The organism is Streptomyces sp. T12 (genome assembly GCF_028736035.1).
Lineage (GTDB): Bacteria > Actinomycetota > Actinomycetes > Streptomycetales > Streptomycetaceae > Streptomyces.
In genome coordinates, this window is the sequence record NZ_CP117866.1 from 9,073,126 (window position 1) to 9,090,804 (window position 17,679).

The 17,679-nt window shown below is 69.9% G+C and carries 15 protein-coding genes and 1 pseudogene; 10 read left to right on the forward strand and 6 right to left on the reverse strand.

Annotation, left to right across the window (positions count from 1 at the left end; all coding sequences use genetic code 11):
• The first annotated feature begins 96 nt into the window (after window positions 1-96).
• Window positions 97-399 (forward strand): 4a-hydroxytetrahydrobiopterin dehydratase, encoded by a 303-nt coding sequence (locus tag PBV52_RS40750; protein ID WP_274245823.1) that lies wholly within the window; start codon window positions 97-99, stop codon window positions 397-399.
• Window positions 400-404: 5 nt separating this feature from the next.
• On the forward strand, window positions 405-1,148 hold the full coding sequence (locus PBV52_RS40755; RefSeq protein WP_274245825.1) for a class I SAM-dependent methyltransferase: 744 nt from the start codon (window positions 405-407) through the stop codon (window positions 1,146-1,148).
• On the opposite strand, the gene PBV52_RS40760 is transcribed toward PBV52_RS40755, so the two are convergent.
• Complete coding sequence (locus tag PBV52_RS40760) at window positions 1,117-1,593, reverse strand: hypothetical protein (protein WP_274245827.1); 477 nt, start codon at window positions 1,591-1,593, stop codon at window positions 1,117-1,119. The genes PBV52_RS40755 and PBV52_RS40760 overlap by 32 nt on opposite strands.
• Window positions 1,590-2,105 (reverse strand): hypothetical protein, encoded by a 516-nt coding sequence (locus tag PBV52_RS40765; RefSeq protein ID WP_274245829.1) that lies wholly within the window; start codon window positions 2,103-2,105, stop codon window positions 1,590-1,592. Before PBV52_RS40765 ends, PBV52_RS40760 begins: the two co-directional genes overlap by 4 nt.
• 39 nt (window positions 2,106-2,144) lie before the next feature.
• Between PBV52_RS40765 and PBV52_RS40770 the strand changes: the two genes are divergently transcribed.
• The 3 genes from PBV52_RS40770 (at window position 2,145) to PBV52_RS40780 (ending at window position 5,778) form a co-directional block, all read left to right on the forward strand.
• Window positions 2,145-3,095, forward strand: coding sequence for a YafY family protein (locus PBV52_RS40770; RefSeq protein WP_274245832.1), 951 nt, complete (start codon window positions 2,145-2,147; stop codon window positions 3,093-3,095).
• 40 nt (window positions 3,096-3,135) lie between these two features.
• Window positions 3,136-5,010, forward strand: coding sequence for a rhamnogalacturonan lyase (locus PBV52_RS40775; protein ID WP_274245833.1), 1,875 nt, complete (start codon window positions 3,136-3,138; stop codon window positions 5,008-5,010).
• A 162-nt stretch (window positions 5,011-5,172) separates the two neighbouring features.
• The gene (locus PBV52_RS40780) at window positions 5,173-5,778 is read left to right on the forward strand and encodes a DUF4352 domain-containing protein (RefSeq protein ID WP_274245835.1); all 606 of its coding nucleotides are present in this window, start codon (window positions 5,173-5,175) and stop codon (window positions 5,776-5,778) included.
• A 50-nt stretch (window positions 5,779-5,828) separates the two neighbouring features.
• Here PBV52_RS40780 and PBV52_RS40785 read toward each other — a convergent pair whose 3' ends face one another.
• Together PBV52_RS40785 and PBV52_RS40790 are read right to left on the reverse strand one after the other, a co-directional pair.
• On the reverse strand, window positions 5,829-8,492 hold the full coding sequence (locus PBV52_RS40785) for a cellulose binding domain-containing protein (protein WP_274245836.1): 2,664 nt from the start codon (window positions 8,490-8,492) through the stop codon (window positions 5,829-5,831).
• A 240-nt stretch (window positions 8,493-8,732) separates the two neighbouring features.
• Window positions 8,733-11,648 carry a glycoside hydrolase family 48 protein gene (locus PBV52_RS40790; RefSeq protein ID WP_274245839.1) on the reverse strand — a complete coding sequence of 972 codons (2,916 nt, stop codon included), beginning with the start codon at window positions 11,646-11,648 and terminating at the stop codon, window positions 8,733-8,735.
• A gap of 251 nt (window positions 11,649-11,899) precedes the next feature.
• Here PBV52_RS40790 and PBV52_RS40795 point away from each other — a divergent pair, with 251 nt between their 5' ends.
• The 3 genes and pseudogenes from PBV52_RS40795 (at window position 11,900) to PBV52_RS40805 (ending at window position 14,231) form a co-directional block, all read left to right on the forward strand.
• Window positions 11,900-12,082 (forward strand): hypothetical protein, encoded by a 183-nt coding sequence (locus PBV52_RS40795; protein ID WP_274245841.1) that lies wholly within the window; start codon window positions 11,900-11,902, stop codon window positions 12,080-12,082.
• A 1-nt stretch (window position 12,083) separates the two neighbouring features.
• Window positions 12,084-12,481, forward strand: a pseudogene (locus tag PBV52_RS40800) (cellulose-binding protein); the annotation flags it as partial.
• Window positions 12,482-12,515: 34 nt separating this feature from the next.
• Window positions 12,516-14,231: a glycoside hydrolase family 6 protein gene (locus PBV52_RS40805; protein ID WP_274245843.1), complete on the forward strand. Its 1,716-nt coding sequence runs from the start codon at window positions 12,516-12,518 to the stop codon at window positions 14,229-14,231.
• A 30-nt stretch (window positions 14,232-14,261) separates the two neighbouring features.
• On the opposite strand, the gene PBV52_RS40810 is transcribed toward PBV52_RS40805, so the two are convergent.
• Complete coding sequence (locus tag PBV52_RS40810; protein ID WP_274245846.1) at window positions 14,262-15,032, reverse strand: phytanoyl-CoA dioxygenase family protein; 771 nt, start codon at window positions 15,030-15,032, stop codon at window positions 14,262-14,264.
• Window positions 15,033-15,168: 136 nt separating this feature from the next.
• On the opposite strand from PBV52_RS40810, the gene PBV52_RS40815 reads away from it, so the two are divergent.
• Window positions 15,169-16,068 (forward strand): trans-aconitate 2-methyltransferase, encoded by a 900-nt coding sequence (locus tag PBV52_RS40815; RefSeq protein ID WP_274245848.1) that lies wholly within the window; start codon window positions 15,169-15,171, stop codon window positions 16,066-16,068.
• 68 nt (window positions 16,069-16,136) lie between these two features.
• Window positions 16,137-16,883, forward strand: coding sequence for an SDR family oxidoreductase (locus PBV52_RS40820; protein ID WP_274245851.1), 747 nt, complete (start codon window positions 16,137-16,139; stop codon window positions 16,881-16,883).
• Between the two features lie 42 nt (window positions 16,884-16,925).
• Here the strand turns inward: PBV52_RS40820 and PBV52_RS40825 are convergent, their stop codons facing one another.
• Window positions 16,926-17,621 (reverse strand): glycoside hydrolase family 75 protein, encoded by a 696-nt coding sequence (locus PBV52_RS40825; protein ID WP_274245852.1) that lies wholly within the window; start codon window positions 17,619-17,621, stop codon window positions 16,926-16,928.
• Window positions 17,622-17,679: the final 58 nt, after the last annotated feature.

The window sequence follows — 17,679 nt, forward strand, 5'->3', positions numbered from 1 at the left end:
CGCTGACCCACCGGGCACCCGTCTGACCAGGGCCGCCGCGTCCCGTCTGTGGCAGGCTGAAGACGAACCCCCCCCACTCCAGGAAGGAGCGAGGCCATGCCCCTCGAACCGCTGTCGCAGAAGGAGATCGAGGACCGGCTCGCGGAGCTGCCGGGCTGGTCGCAGGACGGCGACCGCATCGCCCGCTCCTACCGGCTCCCCTCGCACTTCGCGGCCACGGCGATGGTCGTGCACATCGCCCAGGTCCAGGAGGAGCTCGACCACCACTCCGACCTCACCCTCGGTTACAACACGGTGTCCCTCACCGTGAACACCCACACCGTCAGCGCCGTGACCGAGCGGGACTTCGCCCTCGCCCGGAAAATCGAGGAGCTCGCTCCTGGCCACGGGGCACACTGACGGGCGTGCTGGACTACGACAAGGAAGCGGAGCGGTACGACGCCTCGCGCGGCGGCGAGCCCCGGGCGGCGGCCGCGGCGGAGGCGGTGCTGGGGCTCCTGCCCGACGGGATCCGGCGCCTGCTCGACGTGGCCTGCGGCACCGGAATCGTGACGCGCCGGCTCGCCGCCGCCCGGGACGGCCTGTGCGTGACCGGTGTCGACCTCGCGCCCGGCATGGCCCGGCAGGCCGCCGCCCGCCTGCCCGGCGCCGTCGTGCTCGCCGACAGCCGCCGGCTGCCTGTGCGAAACGACCGGTTCGACGCCGTCAGCAGCGTGTGGCTGCTCCACCTGGCGCAGACCGCCGAGGACGTGCGGACCATCGTCGGTGAGTGCGCCCGAGTGCTGCGGCCCGGCGGCGTGTACGTCACCACGGTCGACAAGGCCGCCGCGCACAACGTGGGCAGTGACATCGATGCGGTGCTGGCCTCCCGCCCGCGCCGCCCGGCCCGCGACGAGGCGGCGCTCGTCGAGTCGTACGCCCTCGACCACGGCCTGGTCCCGGCCGGGCGGGCCCGCTTCACCGGCCGTGGCCAGGGGCGCAGCCCCCGCCGTACGATCGCCGACCTGCGCCGGGGCTGGTTCGTCGCCCTGCCGCCCGGCGGCGCGCTCGCCGACCGGTTCGCCGCCCGCCTCGCGGAACTGCCGGACCAGGACCGACCCCGGCCGGACCCGGTGTTCAGCCTCCGGGCGTTCCGGAAGCCCGAGTGAACTCCATGACCCAGTTGGTCACCCAGGTTTCCCCGCCGTCGACGGAGAACGCCTGCTCCCAGCGGGCCGAGCCGGCGGATACACCCGACCAGACGAACCGCACCCGTACGTCCTTGCCGTCGTGTGTGTCGTCGCCGTAGAACTCCCCGCGGTCGCCCTCGAACCGGCCGATGACCGGCGGGAACAGCTTGCCGCTGCCGCTGGAGGACCAGTTCAGGGACCATTGCTCGGTCTGCCGGTCGAACAGGCGCAACGTCAGCCCCTTGGAGCCCAGGTGCGGCATGTCGATCTCGTCGACATTGGCGGCGCCGTCGAACAGCGGCCGGCAGCGGTTCGTGGCCGGGAACTCCACCCAGTCGCTGTCCGGGTCGAGGAAGTCGGTGCGGCGGCGGTTGACGACGTCCCAGTCGCCGTGGAAGAAGTCGAAGTCGTGCGGGCTGCTCATGTGCGGTCTCCCGTGGTTCCTTCGGGCAGGGAATCGGCCAAGTAGGCCGTCAGGTCCGGGACTTCGGGCGCGAGCAGGTGCCGTACCCAGGCGTCCCGTTCGTGCAGGATCGGCGGGAGTTCCCAGACGCAGCCGATCCACGGCAGGTCGGGCGTGACGAAGTGGGTCGGGTCGTGGTCGGGGCAGCCCAGCACCGGCTGGCCCGCCGCGGCGCCCTTGAAGTGCAGGACGTTGTCCCACACCCAGCTGTACGCGTTCAGGTAGGCGCCGTCGTCGCCGCCCCGGTGCAGCACGACGAAGGTCGCCGGGGGCGTGCCGTCCGGCTCGGGCAGCAGCTCCGGCAGGATCTCGTACGCCGCCTTCTCGACCTCGGGCGTGATGCCCGCGGGGTCGGCGGTGACGTGGTAGCGCTTGATGTGCCGCCCGGCCACCTCGATCGGCGGGGGCACGGTGAGCAGTTTCTCGGCGAAAGCCGGTTTCTCCGGCAGAGGCGGGTTCTCCGTGAAGGCCATGACGGCACGCTAGAAGCACTTCACTGACATCCTCTGTCAGTGAAGTCCAGCCGACTCGTCTCCATCCTCCTGCTGCTCCAGACCCGCGGCCGGATGACCGCCGCCCAACTCGCCGGGGAGCTGGAGGTCTCGGTGCGCACGGTCTACCGGGACGTCGAGGCGCTGAGCGCCGCCGGCGTCCCGCTGTACGGCGACGCGGGTCACGCGGGCGGCTACCGCCTCCTCGACGGCTACCGCACCCGCCTCACCGGGCTGACCGCCGACGAGGCCGAGGCCCTCTTCCTCGCCGGCGCCCCCGGCCCCGCGGCCCAGCTCGGCCTCGGCTCCGTCCTGGCCGCCGCCCAGCTGAAGGTCCGCGCCGCCCTGCCGCAGGAACTGCGCATCCACGCCGACCGGATCAGCGGCCGCTTCCACCTCGACGCACCCGGCTGGTACGCCGACGCCGACGACACGCCGTACCTCCCCGCGGTGGCCGACGCCGTCTGGAACAGCCGCGTCCTGCAGGTCCTGTACCGCCGCTGGCGTGAACCCACCGACGTGGAGCGCCGCCTGGAGCCGTACGGACTCGTCCTGAAGGCGGGGCGCTGGTACGTCGTCGCCGGCCCCGGGCCGCGTACGTACCGCGTCGACCAGATCCTCCGACTCGCCGTCACCGACGAGGAGTTCACCCGCCCCGACCACTTCGACCTGGCCGCCTACTGGGCGGCGTACCAGCGCGACTTCCACGACCGGCTGCACCGCGGGGAGGCCGTGGTGCGGCTGGCTCCCGGCGTGACCCTCGACCGCGCGGCCGGCCACCGCACGGAGACGGACGGCTGGACCCGGGTCACCGTCCCCATCGAGTCCGTCGACCACGCCCACGCCGAGTTCCTGCGCCTGGGCACCGGCATCGAGGTGCTCGAGCCGCCCGAGCTGCGCGAGAAGATCGCCCGGACGGTGGCCGAACTGGCCGAAAGGTACGGCAACTTGAGGGCGGGGGGCGGCGACTGAGGGAGCGGAACCCGTCCGTCCTCCCGAGGAGGTACGTCACGTGCAGCACCCGCGCAAGCACCGCAGACGCCGAGCCGCCCTCTCCGCGACCCTCGCCGTGGCCGCCCTGGTCGCCGCAGGACTCACCACGCTGAACGGCGCCGGCACAGCCGAGGCCGCCACCGCCCGCCAGGTCGAGGCCCTCGACCGGGGCGTGGTCAGCGTCCACACCTCCAGCGGCAACCTGGTCAGCTGGCGCTGGCTCGGTACCGACCCGAACGACGTCTCCTTCAACGTCTACCGGGCCGGCACGAAGGTCAACTCGACCCCGGTCACCGGCTCCACGAACTACTTCCACTCCGGCGCCCCCGAACAGGCCGACTACACGGTCCGCGCGATCGTGGGCGGCGTGGAGCAGGGCGACTCCGTCCACGCCATCCAGTTCCGTACGGGGTACAAGGACGTCCCGATCAGCCCGCCGGCCGGCGGTACGACCCCCGACGGAGTGGCGTACACCTACGAGGCCAACGACGCCTCCGTCGGCGACCTCGACGGTGACGGCGCCCTCGACATCGTCCTCAAGTGGCAGCCCACCAACGCCAAGGACAACTCCCAGTCCGGCTACACCGGCAACACCTTCGTCGACGGCATCAAGCTCGACGGCACCCGGCTGTGGCGTATCGACCTGGGCCGCAACATCCGCTCCGGCGCGCACTACACGCAGTTCCAGGTGTACGACTACGACGGCGACCGCAAGGCCGAGGTGGCCATGAAGACGGCCGACGGCACGGTCGACGGGACCGGGGCGGTGATCGGCAGTTCGTCCGCCGACCACCGCAATTCGAGTGGGTACATCCTCTCCGGGCCCGAGTACCTGACCATGTTCAACGGGCAGACCGGCAAGGCGATGGGGACGGTCGACTACGTCCCGGCCCGGGGAACGGTGTCCTCGTGGGGCGACTCGTACGGCAACCGGGTCGACCGGTTCCTCGCCGGTACCGCCTACTTGGACGGCGCCCGTCCCTCCCTGATCATGGCCCGCGGCTACTACACCCGCACGGTCATCGCCGCCTGGGACTGGCGAGGCGGCAGCTTCACCCGCCGCTGGACCTTCGACACCAACTCCTCCACCAACACCGGCAAGGGATTCGACGGCCAGGGCTCGCACAGCCTGTCCGTCGGGGACGTCGACGGCGACGGCAAGGACGAGATCGTCTACGGTGCGATGGCCGTCGACGACAACGGCAACGGCCTGTGGACCACGAAGACCGGGCACGGCGACGCCCAGCACCTCGGCGACCTCGACCCCGCGCACGCGGGCCTGGAGTACTTCAAGGTCTCGGAGTCGACCAGCCAGCCGGCCCAGCTGTACATCAACCCGGCCAATGGCACGGTCAACTGGAAGCTCGCCGCCTGCTGCGACAACGGCCGCGGGGTCGCCGGGGACATCTGGGCGGGCAACGACGGCGCCGAGGTGTGGTCCGCCTCCGACACCTCCATCCGCGACGAGGCCGGCGCCACCAAGGGCCGCGAGCCGTCCTCCGTCAACTTCCTGTCGTGGTGGGACGGCGACACCGTCCGCGAACTCCTCGACGGCACCCACATCGACAAGTACGGCACCTCGTCCGACACCCGTCTGCTGACCGGTTCCGGTGTCTCCTCCAACAACAGCACGAAGGCCACGCCCGTCCTGTCCGGCGACATCCTCGGCGACTGGCGCGAGGAGGTCATCTGGCGCACGAGCGGCAACACGGCGCTCAGGATCTACTCGACGCCGTACGAAACGAGCACGAAGATCACGACCCTGCTCCACGACCCGATGTACCGCACGGGCCTGGCCTGGCAGAACACCGCCTACAACCAGCCGCCGCATCCGAGCTTCTTCATCGGCAACGGCATGCCGACGGCGCCCCGGCCGGCGGTGTACACGCCCTGAGCATCGGCGACCGGCTCGACCTTGCTCGACTGGCCTGGCAGCCCTGACGTCATGACGGGCTGCCAGGTTGCTTTGCGGGCCCGACTTTTTTCGGTGTTCCGTACAACCATGCGGGTTCTTCACGGGTCCTTCACATGCGTACCACCGAAACCTGGGGAGAACATGTTCCACCACACCCGCATACGTCTCGCCGCCGCCACCGCGGCGGTCGCCGTCGCCGCGCTCGCCCTGACCGCCTGTGGTTCCGGCTCCGGCGACGAGGTCGTCGACAAGCCGAAGGCGAAGGCCTCCGCCAAGGCCGACGGCGGCAACGACAAGGAGCCCGCCGCCGAGAAGAGCAGCGCCGCGCCCGACGTCGCCAAGGTCGGCGACACGCTCGCCCTCAAGGGCATGGAGAGCGGCAGCGGACTCGACGTCACGGTCGTCAAGGTCGTCGACAACGCCAAGTCCAGTGACGAGTTCTTCGCCCCCGAGTCCGGCAACCGGTGGATCGGCGTGCAGTTCCAGCTCGTCAACACCGGCACCAAGGTCTACTCCGACGCTCCCGTGAACGGGGCGAAGATGGCCGACGACCAGGGGCAGCAGTTCGGGACCGTCCTCGCCGACATCACGGCCGGCCCGTCGATGTCGTCGGACGTCCGGCTGAAGCCCGGAGCCAAGGCGCTGGGCTGGGTCGTCTTCGAGGTGCCGAAGGCGTCGAAGGCGGCCACCGTCACGTGGGGGATGGACTCGGGCTTCGCCGAGCAGATCGGGGAGTGGACGCTGTAGGACAGCACCGAGGGCGCGGGCCGGCGAACGGCACGCGCCCTCCGGCTCGCTCAACTCACCGTGCAGCTCTGGTCGCCCAGCTTGAACGCGGTCGGCTTCGCGTTCGCCCCCGACCAGCTCCCCGTGAACCCGAAGCTCACGGACGCACCGGCCGCCACATTCCCGTTCCAGCCGACGTTCTTCGCGGTCACCGCCGAGCCCGACTGGGTGTAGTCGGCGTTCCACGCCTGCGTGATCTGCTGCCCGCCCGCGAAGGACCAGCCAAGGGACCAGCCGCTCCAGGCGCTTGAGCCGGTGTTGGACAGCTGTACGTCCGCCTGGAAGCCGCCCGACCACTGGTTGGTGACCTTGTACGTCACCGCGCAGGCGCCGGTCGGCGTCGGTGTGGGATCGGTTCCGCCACCGCCGTCTCCGCCATCGGTGTCGGAGGTGTCGCCGTAGATGACGCCCCGGCCGTTCGTCGAGACGTACACGCGTCCGTACACGCGCGGGTCACCCGTGATTGCCGCCCCCGTCCAACCCCACTGGTGGGCGTCGTCGTTGACACGGGTCCAGGTCGCGCCCTTGTCCGTCGACCGGAAGATGCCGCGTACGCCGCCGATCTTCGCGCTGGTGTACAGCGTCTGGTACGACGCCCCCGTCGCCGCCTTGCCGAAGCCGATCGCGTCGGCCTGCTCGACGTTGGAGAGTTTCGTGAAGCTCGCGCCGCCGTCCGTCGAGTGCCACAGGCCGTACGCCCCGTCCGTCGCACCCCCCGCCAGCCACACGTCACCCTTCACCCCGGGCAGCGCCTTGAAGCGAACGCTGTCTCCGCTCGGCAGCCCGGTCGCGGGGGACGCGGTGAAGGTCGCGCCGCCGTCCGTGCTGACGTAGAACTTCCCGGACTTGAAGCCGTAGAAGACCTTCGGGTCGACCCGGTCGGACTCGACTGTCGCCCCGGCCGGAATGCCGGTGGCGGCCGACCAGGAGTTGCCGAAGCCCGTCGCGTACTGCACGCCGGTCCCGCCGGGGCTCCACACGAACCGGCTGCCGTCGGCCGCCGCGGCCACCGTGCCGCCCTCGCTGACGCCCGAAGGATCGGTCCCCGCGAACCAGTTGGCGCCGTTGTCCGTCGAGAACGCGATGTGCGGGCCCGAGTCCAGGTTGCCGACCCGGACGACGGTGTTGGGGTTGGTCTCGGCGTAGTCCAGGCTGGTGGTCGTGGTGAAGTTCGGCTGCGTGAACATCATCGACGGCACCTTGGTGAGGTCCGTGTGCCGGAAGCCGCCGATGTCACCGAGCGCGCTCAGGAGCGGGGCGCCCGACGGGGGAGAGGCGAGGTCGTTGACCGCCGTCTCCTCCAGGCCCTGCACCATCGGCTTGATGGTGAACTGGCTCCCGCTGTCCCACTTCGTCAGATCCTCGGTGCCGTAGATCGTCGCACCCGTCCCGTACATCATCCGGTTCGAGTTGAACGGGTCGATCTCCAGCGCCTCCGTCATCCACCCCAGCTTCGGCGTCTGTTCGGGCGGCGACGGGTTCGCGCCCCAGGCCAGCCACGGGGAGGACGAGACGTCCATGGTGTAGCGGTTGGCGCGGTTGGGGTACGACGTGTAGTCCCACGCCTTCGTCCAGGTGCCGCCGCTGTCCGTCGAGCGGAAGATCTGGGTGTCCGGCCACCAGGAGCTGTACGCCGTCGCCATCACCGTGCCGGGCTTCTGCCGGTCGACGGTCAGGCCGGCGAAGCCGTAGTAGGTGTCGGCCTCGGCGACCGGGCTGATGTTCGTCCAGGTGCCGGTCGCCGTCGCGTACCGCCACAGCTGGCCCTTGCCGCCGTCGTACGGGCCGCCCTTGTCGCTGTAGGCGAGGTAGAGGTAGCCGTTCGTCGCGTCCAGGACACCCTTGTGGGCCAGGTATCCCGTCGGCTGCCCGGCGACCCGCGACCAGGTCGCGCCCGCGTCCGTCGACCGGTACACGGCGTTGTCCTTGTCGGCGACCCCGACGTAGATGGTCTTGGTGGCGTTCCCGGACGACCCCGTGGACTCGTCGAAGGTGACCCAGACGATGCCCTGGTTGTCGCTGGCGTAGCCGCTCGTGTCGCTCGGATCCTGCGCGTAGTTGCCGACGTTGGGGAAGTTCGCCACCTGCGACCAGGTCACCCCGGAGTCCGTCGACCGCCACAGCCCCTTGCCGCTGGGCGCGCCCAGATACAGCACGCTGTTCGTGTTCGGGTCGACCGCCAGCCGCTCACCCATGCCGCGGCCCGGCATGTTGCCGCCCAGCTTGAACGGCAGGTTCGCCTTCTGCCAGCTCGCGCCCCGGTCGGAGGAGCGCATGACCGCGCCGTTCTTCGGGTCCCAGCTGTTGGTGTACGTCCCGACCGCCGCGTACACCTTGTCCGGGTCCACGGAGTCGGACGCCAGGCTCACCACACCGGTGTGCCCCCAGTCGTCCCAGCCGACCGAGTCCAGCAGCGGCGCCCAGGTCTTCGTCGACTCCTGCCAGCGGTAGGCGCCGCCGATGTCGGTGCGCGCGTAGGCGAGGTTCTTCTCCTTGCGGTTGAAGACGATGCCGGGGACAAAGCCGCCCCCGTCGATACGGGCGTTCTTCCAGGTGTAGGTGTCGGCGGCGATCGACACCTCCTTGGCGGCAGGGGCGGCGAGTGCGGGCGGCGCGCCCGCGAGCAGCCCGGCCGCGAGGGCCAGCGCGGCGGTGAGGATGCGGGTTCTTCGCACGGTGGGGTCCTTCCTGAGAGAGGAACGCGCGACGACCGGGCGGCCCCCAGTGCGGGAGGGGGCCGCCCGGCGGTTCGGCCTCGCCGTCAGGTGACGAGACCACATACGCGGAGCTTTCAAGCGGTTCCGAGGAATCGCCGTGGACGGGAGCGCCCCGTAAGGGGCGCGGGGAACTGCGCGACCAGCCACAACCGGACCCGCAGCCGAACACGGCCCAACCCGCGGAGCGCCCGGCGGGGACTATTCGAGAAGCTCCGCGTACGAACCCATGGCCAAGGCGATGTCCGCCTGGGCCCAGAACCGGTGATACGTGAACGACGGCGCCGCACCACCCGCGAGATACGCCTCGATCTTCGACCAGGCCGGGTCGTCCTCGTAGAACGAGCGGATCGAGTCGAAGGTCGACGACGAGTTGATCGCGTCGCCGTTCGGCATGGTGCCGGTCCAGCCGCTCGGGACGTAGATCCCGTCGTCGAAGCGGTTGTAGTCGGCGCGGGTCTCCGGGACGGCGATACCGAGGTCGTCCTGGTAGTTGTCCCACATGCCGTCCAGCAAGGCCTTCGCCGTCGTCGCGGCCGCCGTGTCACCGGAGCGGTCGGCGTAGTACGTCAGGGTCTTGGCGTACGCGGCCGCCACGCCGACGTCGTTGGTGTAGTCGGCGACGGTGACGTGAAGTCCGTTGTTCGCGCCCGGACTTGACGCGTTCCAGGTGTCGGGCTGGCCCGACCACTGGAGCGTCGACGGGATCCGGAACGTGCCGTCCGGGTTGACGGTCGTCTCGGACAGCGCCCACTTGACCCACTTGTCGAGTACGGCCTTCGCTGCCGCGTTGCCCGTCTGCTGGTAGTACTCGGCGACCCGCTCCATCGACCACGCCTGGAAGCCGAACCACTGGTTGGACGGCGGGTCGTGGTAGACGGGCTGCTGGTCGTAGTACATGCCGTAGAACGTCGACTTCCCGGCCGGCGGAGTCGCGTAGCGGCCCGCCCAGCTGTTGGTCGCACCGCCCGCGATCGCGCCCTCGCTGGACTGCAGCCAGCGGTAGAACTCGACCTGCCGCTCAAGGGACTTGGCCCAGTCCGCCTGCCCCGTCGCCGACTTGGGCTTCAGGTCGGCGTAGTTGGACAGGGCGTACGCGGCCATCGGGTTCTGGTAGCCGCCGTGCGCGTGGCTGGAGCCGATGCGCCAGGCCCAGCCCGCCGAGGTGTCGGTGGCGCCGCCCCACGCGTAGTACCAGGACAGCAGGTAGAACGAGGCGTCCTTGCCGGTGCCCGCCGGGCAGGACGAGGCGCCCACACAGTTGCCGACCTTCTTGAAGTACTTGTCGTACATCGCGTAGCGCAGGTAGTCGCCCATCTTCGCGGCCTTGGCCACGGTCGCGGAGATCTGGCTGCCCTTGCCCTGCTCGTCGGCCCACTTGTCGGCCCAGTACGCGGCCTGCACGGCACGCGCGTCGGCGTCCGGGGCGTTGGTGAACTTCCACTGCTTGGCGTAGGAGGCGTCACCGGTGAACAGGTCCAGGTACCCGTTCTTCCCGCCGTACTTGAAGGCGTCGCAGGTCGGCTGCGGCACCGTCTCCCACACCGACTCCTGCGCGCCGCGCTGGAAGGTGTTGATGTACGACGGCCCGGTGTCCGTCGGCCCCGCCTCGCACTTGCCCGGCGAGTTCCCGTAGCTGTAGACGTTGTCGACGTCCTGGAGCCAGTGCATGCCGTAGACGTCGTCCGTGCCGTACGCGCTCTTCAGCTCACCCGCGATCGGGTCCGAGCCGACCGAGACCGACGTGTCGAGCTTCGCCGGGTACTCGTTCGGGGTGTCCAGCTCGGGGGCGTAGGTCGCCGGCTTCGAGGCGTTGTAGAAGGAGTTGGTCGGCTGGTCGGCGTGGGTCGGGATCATGTACTTCTCCATGATCTCCCAGGCGCCGTTGAACTTGGCCCAGTCGCCCGTCACCTTGCCGTACATGGCTTGCAGCCAGAGCAGATAGCTGTACGCCTCCGACGTGGTCTCGTGACCGTGGTCCGGAGCCTCGACGATCAGCGTCTCGACCGAGTGGTAGGGGATGCCCTCGGGTGAGAAGTAGCCGTTCGCCGGGTTGGTGATCTTGCCGTACAGCTCCAGGAACCGGGCGTCGTACGCCTTCGTCGCCGCGATCTGGGTCACCGTGACCGACGCCTTGGCGTGCCCGGTGGCCGTCGACTCGAAGGTCGCCGAGCCGGTGCCGGAGTTGGCGGCCGTGATGGTCACCTGCTGGGCGGTGTTCCAGTTCGAGGGCGTGAAGGTGAGCGAGGCGCCGCCGGTCACCGACAGGCCCGAGTTGCCACTCGCGCGTGCGGTGGTGACGGTGACGTTGGCCGACGGCTGCGTCGACAGCTTGATGTCGTACGACGCCGTCTTGCCCTGCTGGACCGGGAGTTGGGTCTGCGAGGCCACCACGGCGGGACCCGAGGCGACCGTGACGCCGACCGGCGTGGACTCCCCGGACGCGCCCAGGCTGTCGTACGCCTTCGCGAGGAGCGAATGACTGCCCACGGTCAAACTTGAGGCCGAGAGCGAGTACGGGGCCGTCGTGTCCGTGCCCAGCAGCGTGGTGTTGTCGTAGAACTCCACCTTGCTGATGGTGGCGTTGTCCGCGGCCGCGGCGGTGGCCGCGAGCGGGACTGCGTCGCCCTGCGAGTAGACGGCGCCCGCCGCCGGGCTGGTCAGCACGGTGATGGGGGGTTGGTGGGCGCCCGTGCAGGAGGTGCCGTTGATCGCGAAGTTCGTCGGGGCGGCGTTGCTGCCGCTGTAGGTGAACTGCGCGCCGGTGGTGACCGCGGCTCCGGTGGCGATCTTGCCGTTGTAGCCGGCGTCCTTCACCGTGATCGACTGGCCGGACTGGGACCAGGTGCCGTTCCAGCCGTTGCTGAGCTTCTGGTTGCCCGCGTAGCTGTACGTCAGGGTCCAGCCGTCGATGACGTCCGTGCCGCGGTTGGTGATCGTCAGTTCCGCGGTGAAGCCGGAACCCCAGTCATTGGTCTTGTAGTCGACACTGCACTGAACTACCGCGGCCTGAGCGGGTGTCGAGCCCGTGCTCAGCATCGTCAAGGGAAGCGCCATGGCTGCGACGACGGCTGTCCACAACCGTCGTACGGTTCTGCGTCTGCGTGGGGGATGCACGTGCTGGTTCCTCCTTGCGGCTCGGAGAAGTCAAGGCTTGAACCAGTGGGAGCGCTCCCATAGTGGGGATGGGGGTGCAAGGGGTCAAGATGCTTGAAGAGTCGAAAAGATTCGACGGATTTAGTTGAGGGAAAGTCAGCAACTCCTCTGTCCTTTACTGTCACTTGGCGCTAGCTTCATTGACACCAGTGGGAGCGATTCCATCAGTCGACGCGTCCGTCATGGCGCGCCTGAACTGCAAGGAGTCGCTCATGCGACACCCCCCGCGTTCAGTACTTTTAGCCGTCACCGGCACGGTCGCCCTCATCGCGGCCGTGACGGTGCCGGCCTTGCACGTCTCCGGGAACAAGCTCGTGGACGCCGACGGCACCACCCGTCGCCTGCTCGGCGTCCATCGTTCCGGCGGCGAGTTCATGACCGGGTGGCCCGAGTGAAGGCGCCGACAACCTGATCCTGCTCGGCGGGCTCGCGTACGCGAACGGCCTGAGCCAGTGGCTGACGTACCAGCCCACCGACCCGGTGGGCGATCTCGCCGCGGCATGGCACGTCTACAACTTCAACTCCTGCGTGAACGAGAGCTGCTGGAACTCCACGCTCGCCCCGTCGCGGCCCAAGTGCCGTTGGCGGCGGGTGAGATCGGGGAGATCACCTGCGCGCACTCCTTCATCGACCAGGTCATGAAGTGGTTCGACGACCGCGGCCTGTCCTACCTGGGCTGGACCTGGAACACGTGGAACTGCGGCTCCGGGCCGGCCCTGATCTCCAGTTGCGACGGAACTCCCACGTCGTACGGCACAGGGCTGCGTGATCACCTGCGCGCCCTCGACGGATAACCCCTCTCATCCCTGACGGAGAAGGAACCCGCACATGAGTCGTACCAGAACAGCGATGCTCGCCGCCCTGGCGCTGGTCGCCGGGGCCTCGGGGACCGCGCTCGCCGCGAACGTCCCCCAGGACATCGGCACGGCAGCCGTCCCCTGCACCGTCGACTACAAGGTGCAGAATCAGTGGGACACCGGCTTCACCGCCGCGGTGACGGTCACCAACCAGGGGGCCGCCAAGTCGAACTGGTCGGTGAAGTGGTCGTACGCCGGAAACCAGAAGGTCACCAGCGGCTGGAACGCGAAGATCAGCCAGAGCGGCGCGGCCGTCACCGCCACCAATGAGACCTACAACGGGACCCTGTCGACAGGCGGTTCGGTCAGCTTCGGCTTCCAGGGCACCTACAGCGGCACCAACGCGATCCCGGCCACCTTCACCCTCGACGGCGTGACCTGCAACGTCGACGGCGGCGGACCCACGGACCCCCCGGACCCCGGCCCCACCGGCCCGAAGGTCGACAACCCGTACTCCGGCGCCAAGGTGTACGTGAACCCCGAGTGGTCCGCGAAGGCCGCCGCCGAACCGGGCGGCAGCCGTATCGCCAACCAGCCGACGGGCGTCTGGCTGGACCGGATCGCTGCCATCAACGGCGTGAACGGTGGCATGGGGCTGCGCGACCACCTCGACGAGGCCCTCACCCAGAAGGGCTCCGGCGAGCTCGTCGTCCAGCTGGTGATCTACAACCTGCCGGGACGTGACTGCGCGGCCCTCGCCTCCAACGGCGAGCTCGGCCCGACGGAGCTCGGCCGCTACAAGACCGAGTACATCGACCCGATCGCCGCGATCCTCGCCGACCCGAAGTACGCCTCGCTGCGGATCGTCACCACGATCGAGATCGACTCGCTGCCGAACCTCGTCACCAACACCGGCAGCCGTCCGACGGCCACCCCGCAGTGCGACGTGATGAAGGCCAACGGCAACTACCAGAAGGGCGTCGGCTACGCCCTCAACAAGCTCGGTGACGCGGCCAACGTCTACAACTACATCGACGCCGGACACCATGGCTGGATCGGCTGGGACGACAACTTCGCCGCCAGCGCCACCGTGATGAAGGAGGCCGCCACCTCCGAGGGCGCCACCGTCAACGACGTGCACGGCTTCATCGCCAACACGGCCAACTACAGCGCCCTGAAGGAGAACAACTTCACCATCAACGACTCCGTGGCCGGCAAGTCGGTCCGCGAGTCGAAGTGGGTCGACTGGAACCGGTACGTCGACGAGCTGTCCTTCGCGCAGGGCTTCCGCAACCAGCTGGTCACGACCGGCTTCAACTCCGGTATCGGCATGCTGATCGACACGTCGAGGAACGGCTGGGGCGGCAGCGCACGGCCTGCCGGTCCGGGTGCGACGACCGACGTCGACACCTACGTCAACGGCGGGCGCTACGACCGCCGTATCCACGTCGGCAACTGGTGCAACCAGTCCGGTGCCGGCCTCGGCGAGCGTCCGCAGGCCAACCCGGCGGCCGGGATCGACGCGTACGTCTGGATCAAGCCGCCGGGTGAGTCCGACGGCTCCAGCACGGCGATCCCGAACGACGAGGGCAAGGGCTTCGACCGGATGTGCGACCCGACCTACACGGGCAACCCGCGCAACGGCAACAGCATGTCCGGCTCCCTGCCGAACGCCCCGCTGTCCGGCCACTGGTTCTCGGCGCAGTTCCAGCAGCTGATGCAGAACGCGTACCCGCCGCTGTCGTAGTGCGGTGACGGCGACTTCCGCCGGGGTCGGTCAGCTCTCCCGAGCCAGGCCCCGGCGGATCGCGAACTCCACCGGCGAGTAGTCGCCGTCCGCCCGCTCCAGCTCGTGGGGCAGCGCCGACATCAGCGGCGGCTGCGCCATGAAGCGGGGGCGGGTGCCGTGGTGGGGCTGGGCCGCGTGCACCAGGAACGGATGGCAGAGGTAGACGTCGCCGGGGCGACCGGTGGCGTGGGCGAGCGGGCGGTGCGCGGAGGCCTCGGCGACCTTCGGGCCGAGCTCCAGGAAGGAGGCGCCGGCCTCGCCGTACGGTTCCAGGACCGGCGGTACGTCGAGATGGGAGCCGACCCGGATGCGGGTCGGGGCGTCGTCCTCGGTGACCTCGCTGAACAGGAAGAGCATGAGCAGCGCACGGTCCTTCGAGCGCACGTTCGTGTGCGGGTGCTCGGCGCCTTCGGGCACGTAACTGCCCTCGATGTGCCAGCCCGCGTCGTTCGGTTCCTCCTCGTGCGGGAACCGCAGCGGGAAACTGCCCAGCGAATAGCGTGACTGCCAGCGGTCCTCACCCACCAGCACATCGAAGGCCTCGTGCAGGACGGGCGTGTTGACGGCCGCCGCGAAGGGGCCCTGCGCCATGTCGTACACCCAGTGCACGGGGTCCTTCCAGGTGCCCGGGTCCTGCGGGTCGTACCCCGTCTCCCGCCACAGCAGCCGCGCGCAGTGCTCGGCGACGCGCGGCGGAAAGGCGCCCTCGATCTTCACGAACCCGTCCTCGAGGAAGCGCTTCACCATCTCGTCGTCCATCGGGCCATCGTGGGCGATAGGCCACGACGGCCGCATCCTATTTTCGTGCCATGGTTTTGCCGTTACGGCAATGACAGTGGCCCCGCGACGGTGCGTCGGCGCACGCTGGCCCCATCCGAAGGAGAGGCTGACGAGCATGGCGCACCACCACCACGACGGAGGCCACCGGGCCGGCCACCACCACCACGACCACACCGACATCGACTGGAGCGAGATGGCCCCGCACCTGGAGGCCCAGGCGGAGCTGTTCACGCCCCTGTACGAGCACGCCATGGCCTGGCTGGCCAAGCGGCAGACCGAGCCCGGGCTGATCGTGGACGTGGGCAGCGGACCCGGCGTCGTCGCCTGTCTGCTCGCCGACACCTTCCCCGGCGCCCGGATCGTCGCCGTCGACGGATCCGCACCGCTCCTCGAGCGGGCCCGGGCGCGGGCCGAGCGGCTGGGCGTCGCCGACCGCTTCGGCACCCTCGCCGGTGAACTGCCGGACGTCCTCGGCGACTTGGACTACCCGGCCGATCTGCTCTGGGCCGGCCGCAGCCTGCACCACCTCGGCGACCAGCGCGCCGCCCTCGCCGCGTTCGCCGCCCGCCTCACGCAGGGCGGCACCCTGGCCCTGCAGGAGGGCGGCCTGCCGGCCCGGTTCCTGCCGCGCGACCTCGGCTTCGGGCGGCCCGGACTGCAGGCGCGCCTCGACGCGCTGGAGGAGGAGTGGTTCGCCGCGATGCGCGCGGACCTGCCCGGTTCCGTCGCCGAGACCGAGGACTGGCCGGCACTGCTCGCCTCCGCAGGCCTCCGGCCCACCGGCACCCGCACCTTCCTCCTCGACCTGCCCGCGCCGACCACCGACCGGGCCCGCGCTTACGCCGTCGCCTCCCTGACCCGCACCCGCGAGGGTCTCGGGGACCACCTCGACGTCGATGACCGCGCGACCCTCGACCGGCTCCTCGACCCGGACGACAAGGCGAGCGTGCACCACCGGCCGGACGTGTTCGTCCTCGCGGCGCAGACGGTGTACACGGCGGTTCGGACGAAGTGAGCCTTGACTTCGAGAACTCTCCAAGTGATGGAATCCCCGTCGTCCGAACGAAACGCAGGGGGATCACCATGACCGGATCGACCATGACCGGATCGACCACGACCGGATCGGCCGCGACCGACTCTCCGGTCGCGCTCATCACCGGCGGCGGCAGCGGCATCGGCGCCGCGGTCGCGCGACAGCTGCTGGACGCCGGGTACCGGGTCACCGTCACCGGCCGCGGCGAGGCACGGCTGCGGGGCTTCGCCGAGGAACTCGGGGACCCGGACGGCCTGTTGACGATCGTCGGGAGCGCAGCCGAGTACGGCGACGTACAGGCGGCCGTCGACACGACACTCAAGACCTTCGGCCGACTCGACACAGTCGTCGCCAACGCCGGTTTCGCCACCCACGACTCGGTCGCCGAGGGCGACCCGTCCGGCTGGACCGAGATGGTGCTGACCAACGTCCTCGGCCCGGCCCTGCTGATCCGCGCCTCCATCGACGCCCTCAAGGAGACCCGCGGCCGGATCGTCCTCGTCGGCAGCGTCGCCGGGTTCGTGCCCGGGCCGGGCAACATCTACGGGGCGACGAAATGGGCGGTGACCGGGCTCGCCGAGAACACCCGGCGGCAGGTCACCGATTGGGGCGTCGGCGTGACCCACATCGCGCCCGGCCGCGTCGAGACACCGTTCTGGGACAGCTACGGCAGCCTGCCGCCGGGGCATCTGCTGACCGCTGACCAGATCGCCGACTCGGTGGTGTGGGCCATCCGGCAGCCCGACGGCGTCGACATCAACACCGTCGTCGTACGGCCGCTCGGACAGCCCAACTGACGTACAGCTGCGTTGAGTTGCCGGGTTCCGGTCGCTCCGGCCTCAGTTGTCCCGGATGAACTCCTCCGCGAGCTCCTCGCCCAGCGAGACCGCCGCGCTGTGGCTCTCGATGGGCGAGACGCGGGAGTTCTCGAAGAGGATGTACGTCACGCCGGAGGCGGTGCCGCCGGTCGCCGGGTCGGGGTCGATGCCGAGTGCCTCGGCGGCGGCGTAGGAGGCCTCGCCGATGACGCTCCGCGGACCGGTGTCGCCGACGACGGCGTACAGCACCTGGTCGTCGTGGATGACGGCGACCACGCCGCCGCCCTCGATGCCCGCCGCGGAGTGGTCCCAGATGTCGCTGATGCCGGGGACGACGACATAGGGCAGCGTGTCGGACCGCAGCGGTCGGCCGTCGGACTGGTGGAACGCGGTGTCGGGCTGGAACGAGGGGTCGGTGTACTCGTTGCACCGGTCGGTGCGCTGCCCGTCGCAGTCGATGTCCAGGTCGGCCGTCCAGAAGACGGCGCCGTTCCCGCCGCACACCGGGATGGTGGGCGAGGCCCCCTCGTCGGTGCGGTACATGCCGTTCGAGATCTGCGAACACGACGTCACCTTCGCGAGCAGGTCGGCCGCGCTGACCGAGCCTTCCCGGGCGGACGGCGATCGTGACATGCCGGAGGCGCTCGCGGGGAGCAGTCCGGCGGCGAGCAGCGCGGCGCCGGAGGCCGCGACGAGGGTCAGTCTTCGGATGTGCACCGTGCGGGGGCCCTTCTGTTAGGAAAACTTCCTGACCTGCGCTGATTGCGGCGTCATG